The sequence below is a fragment of the Priestia sp. BR_2 genome (assembly GCF_041954005.1).
GTDB lineage: Bacteria > Bacillota > Bacilli > Paenibacillales > Paenibacillaceae > Paenibacillus_AQ > Paenibacillus_AQ lautus_A.
The window spans coordinates 1-5156 of sequence record NZ_JAVFHM010000003.1; the positions used below are offsets into that span (position 1 = coordinate 1).

Sequence of the window (5156 nt, forward strand, 5' to 3'; positions counted from 1 at the left end):
CTGTTAGCTTGGTGTAAAGAGCATAATGTGCCAACCGTATTTTGGAACAAGGAAGATCCTGTTCACTTTAATCGTTTTATTGAAACAGCTAGACGATTTGATTATATTTTCACAACGGATGAAAACATGGTTCCTTACTACCAAGAAAGAGCTGGACATCAAAACGCATTTGCGCTACCGTTTGCTGCGCAGCCGGCTATTCATAATCCGGTTAAAATTGTAGATGAACGCGAAAACAAAGCATGTTTCGCTGGATCTTATTATCGTCACCATGAAGAAAGATGTATTGATATGGATCGATTATTAGATGCTGCGGCTAAAGTGGGACTAGATATTTACGATCGAAACTATATTCAAAACTTAAAAGGGCTTATGCCAAATCATCAATTCCCGGAACGCTTTGTTCCTTATGTAAAAGGAAACTTAAAGTATTACGAAATTGATAAAGCATATAAAGGCTACAAAGTTATGATTAACGTAAATACAGTAAAAGAATCTCCGACGATGTTCTCTCGCCGTGTGTATGAAGGGTTAGCATGCGGAACGCCTGTTATTAGTACGTACGCACAGGGAATTGGAGAAATTTTCGGTGATCTTGTTTATATGTCTGAAGATCCAACGAGTTTGCATGAAGAATTCAAGCAGCTGTTAGAAGACGAACGTTACTACGAAGAAAAAGCATTAACGGGTATTCGAGATGTATTAACTAAGCATACGTATACGCATCGCTTAGAGTACATTATTGAGAAAGTGGGCTTAAACTTTGCTTTTGAACTGCCAACAGTTACGGTAGTTGCGATTGCTAATACGCGTCAAGAGTTTGAGAACATCATTGATCAATTTAACCGTCAAGCTTATGACAATAAGCAATTATATATTTTAGTAGATACATTCCATGGCTATTTAGATCTTTATAATAAGTACAACACAAAAACCATTCACACATTTGTTCGCAGTTATATGCACAACTACTTAAACATTCGCGATTGGATTTCAAGTGAGTATGTAACGTACTTTGGCCAAGACAGCTATTATGGGCAAAATTATTTACTAGACTTAATGCTGAGCACAACGTTTACAGACAGTGATTTTATTGGTAAAACAACTCACTACAGTGTGGAAAACGGAAAGCTTGAAGAGAAAAATGCAGGTCAGGAATACGAGTTTGTAAGAGAGTTATCGTCACAGAGCTCTGTTGCTAAAACAAATGTATACAGCAATCTTTCACTTGAGCAAGTAATTAATCTCTTTGAACAAGATCAAAGTCTTGCGTCATATGCTAAATACGGCAAGCAGTTCTTTAGTAATGACAAATTTAATTACTTGAAATTAGAAGATAGCAGCAAGGACGACATCACTGCTATGGTAAATAAAATAGAGCTGTGAGGTTACAAAAATGAAAAAGATATTATTTGCAGGACATGATTTGAAATTTGCACGTATCATTATGGACCGTTTGGCAAGCCGTCCGGGGTTTGAAATTAAAACGGACGAGTGGAGTGGCCATAATGCTCATGATGAAGAGCAGAGCCAAGCTTGCTTAGAGTGGGCAGACGTTATTGTTTGTGAATGGGGACTTGGAAATGCAGTGTGGTACTCTCATCATAAAAAGCCTCATCAGCATTTAATTGTACGCATGCATCTTCAAGAGCGTGATACGATTTATCCTCATAGTTTTAACATGGAAAATATCGATAAAATTATCGCGATTTCTCCATACGTATATGAAGAATTTTATCGAACGTTTAATTTTCCGCGTGAAAAGATGACGATGATTTATAACGTAGTCGATACAGAAAAAGTGGATGGTTCTAAAACGGAAGATGCTAAGTATCATTTAGGCATCATCGGAATTTGTCCGCAGCGAAAGCGTCTAGACTTGGCTGTAGATATGCTAGATAAGTTATGGCATCAAGATAATCGCTATAAGCTGTTTGTTAAAGGAAAAATGCCGCAGGAATATTCATGGCTGTGGAATAAAGAAGAAGAGCGTGAATATTACGAAGCAATTTTTAATCGTATCGAAAAAGCTCCATGGAAAGACGCTGTTATTTTTGAAGGGTTCGGTGATATTTCTGAATGGCTTTCAAAGGTAGGAATTATTCTATCAACAAGTGATTTTGAAAGCTTCCACCTTTCACCAAGTGAAGGGATGGCTTCAGGTGCTTATCCAATTATTCTCAACTGGGACGGCAGTGATACGATTTATCCGAAAGAGTATCTTCTATCTGATGTTGAGGAAGCAGTAGCGCGTATTCTAGCACTGAACTCAAAAGAAACAGATACAGAGCTTCAAGCTTCTTTAAAAGAGTATGTAAAGCAGCACTTTGGAGCTGAAAAAGTAACGAATCAATGGGAAGAGTTAATTGTGAACGTTGCGGAACCTGTTTTAAGTTAATCTATAAGTTCCTTTTGAAATTTATAGTTTGTATGCGTACAGCGCGCATATGAGAAAGTGGGAAATGACTGAATGATAAATACAAAAAAAGCATTAACAGCATTGGATGAAGAAAAAATTCAAAAGCTGATGAGGATCTTACCGAAAAGTCGGAATAAAGATCCGCTAGCAGCTGCTAAAAACATTATGGGTAATAAATATCCGCTTCCGCCTTTTGGGGTCATTCGATACCCAAAAGGAATTCTATGGAACGAAGATAAATCTAGAAGTTTTTTACGCTTGATTCATGGTCATACTTTTTTAGGATGTTTGACGGATGCTTACGAAGAGACAAAAGAAGAGCAGTACAAAGATAAAGCCATTGGTTTAGTCAAAGATTGGATTCAAAAAAATCCTTATCCTAATGGTTCAAATGAAATGGCTTTTCACGATGAAACAACGGCAATGCGTTTGCAGTATTGGTTGAGATTATACATCTTAGCAAAGGACAAGCTTGCTTCATCGGATGAACAGCTTCTCTTAGAGAATATGGCTAAAACAGCTAATTTACTATCTCAAGATGATTTCCATTCAACAAATACAAATCACGGCATGTTCCAAGATATTTCTTTGCTTGCTTACGCGATGTATTTCGAAGAGGCAGATAATGAGTCGGATCGTTATCGTGATATTGCATTAAAGCGTCTTGTGGATTATTTTACCTATGTGTATACAGAAGAAGGCGTACATAAGGAACATTCGCCGTCTTATCATTTTCTTGTATCCAATTATTTGAATAAATTGGTTGTATGGCTGAAGGATTTGAGCCCTAACCACGCAAAGTTTTTCGTGGATTTATTTAAAAAGACAGAAAAATATGCAACCTATATTATTCGACCAGACGGATTATTCCCGCCTCTTTGTGATACAGAGTCTAAGCCTGTTGTAAACAGCAGCTACCGAAGCTTGTACAAAAGTGAAGAGTTTTTATATGCAGTTCATCAAGGTAAAGCTGGCAGAATGCCTGTCGAAAAAGATGCGGTGTTCAAAGACTCGGGTTATGCGATTTTCAGAAGCGGGTGGGAAAGAAAAGAAAAAGAAACGTACGTACTGTTTTCTGCAGCTTATCACACTAGTTACCATAAGCACAGTGATGACTTAAATATGCACATTTATTCAAACGGTGATATCATTACAGAAGCTGGACCGAATGGATATAATTACAAAGATAAGTTTACGAAATATGCGTATTCTTCATTTGGACACAACACGCTAATCGTGGATGGACGCGGTCTTCCTCGAGTAGATCATCAGCACGAAAAAGTATATATAAAAGATTATCAGCTAACGGAAGACTACTCGGAAGCAACGGGAGTGAATGAACGTTATAGTGGAGTTACTCACACACGTAACGTACGCTATAACAAACAGCTTGAGCATATCACTGTACGTGATCAAGTCGCTTCAGAAGATACTCATCAATACAAGCTGTTTTGGCATGTGGCTCCGGACTTAGAAGTTCACGTAAGAGATCAAATTGTGGAGTTATTTAGAAACAATAACAAAGTAGCTGAACTTGAAATTACGTCTACTACAGACGTCAATATACGAGCTGTGCGTGAACAAACAGTTCCGCACGTGCAAGGATGGGTATTTCCTAAAATGGAATCGAAAAAACCTGCTACTGTGCTTGAGCTGGATTTCAGCAGCGGCACAGATTCGGTTGAAGTAGTGACAGAGTTCCGCTTGGCGAATTATAAAATCGCAGCAAGAGATCAAGGGCCATTTGAATTAGAGTCACATTACCAATCTATGAATGGCGTGAAGTATCATTTTGTTCCAGCAGCTGATGAGACATTACAGGATAAATTGGTTATTGTCTTTTCTGCTTTAGCTAATAAATATCATTATGTATATAATTATATGAAAACGTTAGATGAAGTGGGAGCGAATAAACTGTTCATTTTAGATGATTTTGGTGAACAAGGCTCTTACTACTTAGGCAAAAATAGAAATCATGTGATTGAAACAAGCGTATCTTCGCTTATTCAATATATTATGTCCAAGCACGGTTTTACGCACAAAAATGTCATGACCGTAGGCTCGTCTAAAGGCGGCTATGCGGCGTTATACTATGGTATTAAGTATCATTTTGGACAAGTAATTGCCGGTGCTCCTCAAAGTAAGTTAGGAGACTTCTTGATTGATCAGGCAGAGCATGTCAACATTGCAGAGTATATTTCGGGCTCGGATAATGTAAACAAAGAATACTTAAATCAAATTCTATTTAACTTACTAGATCAGCCTGTAGATAGCGCACCAGACATCCGTTTGTATGTAGGAACGTGGGATTATCATCATAAAAGCCATGTTCTTCCGCTGTATCACCAGCTAAAAGACAGAGGGTATAAAGTAACGCTAGATTTAGAAGATCGAGCAAATCATAAAGACTTAAAAGGTTATTTTCCTCTGTATCTTGGCCGAACGATTAGCGAAATTTTAGATGTGCAGTATGTCGAACACGTGCCATTTAAAATTAAAAGAGCTCTTTTAAAAGATAACAAGAGCTACTTTATTGCAAGGTGTGATACAGAAGGCCACGGTAATTTGGAGTACGCATACTACATTTACAAAGACGATAAAATCGTTCACAAAACGTCTTATATCGAGGAAGAAATTTTCCGCTATAAGCCAAGAGCTAAAGGCGAATACAGATGTAGAATTTTTGTAAGAAATCAATACAAACAAAAAGCGGTTAGAGACACAAATAGTGTCTTTA

Annotated in this window: 3 protein-coding genes; all 3 read left to right on the forward strand. The window is 37.6% G+C overall.

The window, feature by feature from the left end; translation table 11 throughout:
• On the forward strand, nt 1-1386 hold a 1386-nt coding region (locus RB298_RS00020), incomplete at its 5' end, for a CgeB family protein (RefSeq protein WP_486045122.1).
• Between the two features lie 10 nt (nt 1387-1396).
• Nucleotides 1397-2398 carry a glycosyltransferase family 4 protein gene (locus RB298_RS00025; protein WP_486045124.1) on the forward strand — a complete coding sequence of 334 codons (1002 nt, stop codon included), beginning with the start codon at nt 1397-1399 and terminating at the stop codon, nt 2396-2398.
• Between the two features lie 72 nt (nt 2399-2470).
• Nucleotides 2471-5156, forward strand: a 2686-nt coding sequence (locus RB298_RS00030; RefSeq protein WP_486045126.1) for an accessory Sec system protein Asp2, incomplete at its 3' end; no start/stop codon positions are given.

What these genes read in the sequence shown, in the direction of transcription:
- RB298_RS00025 (WP_486045124.1), top strand. Translation starts at nt 1,397, where the DNA reads ATGAAAAAGATATTATTTGCAGGACATGATTTGAAATTTGCACGTATC.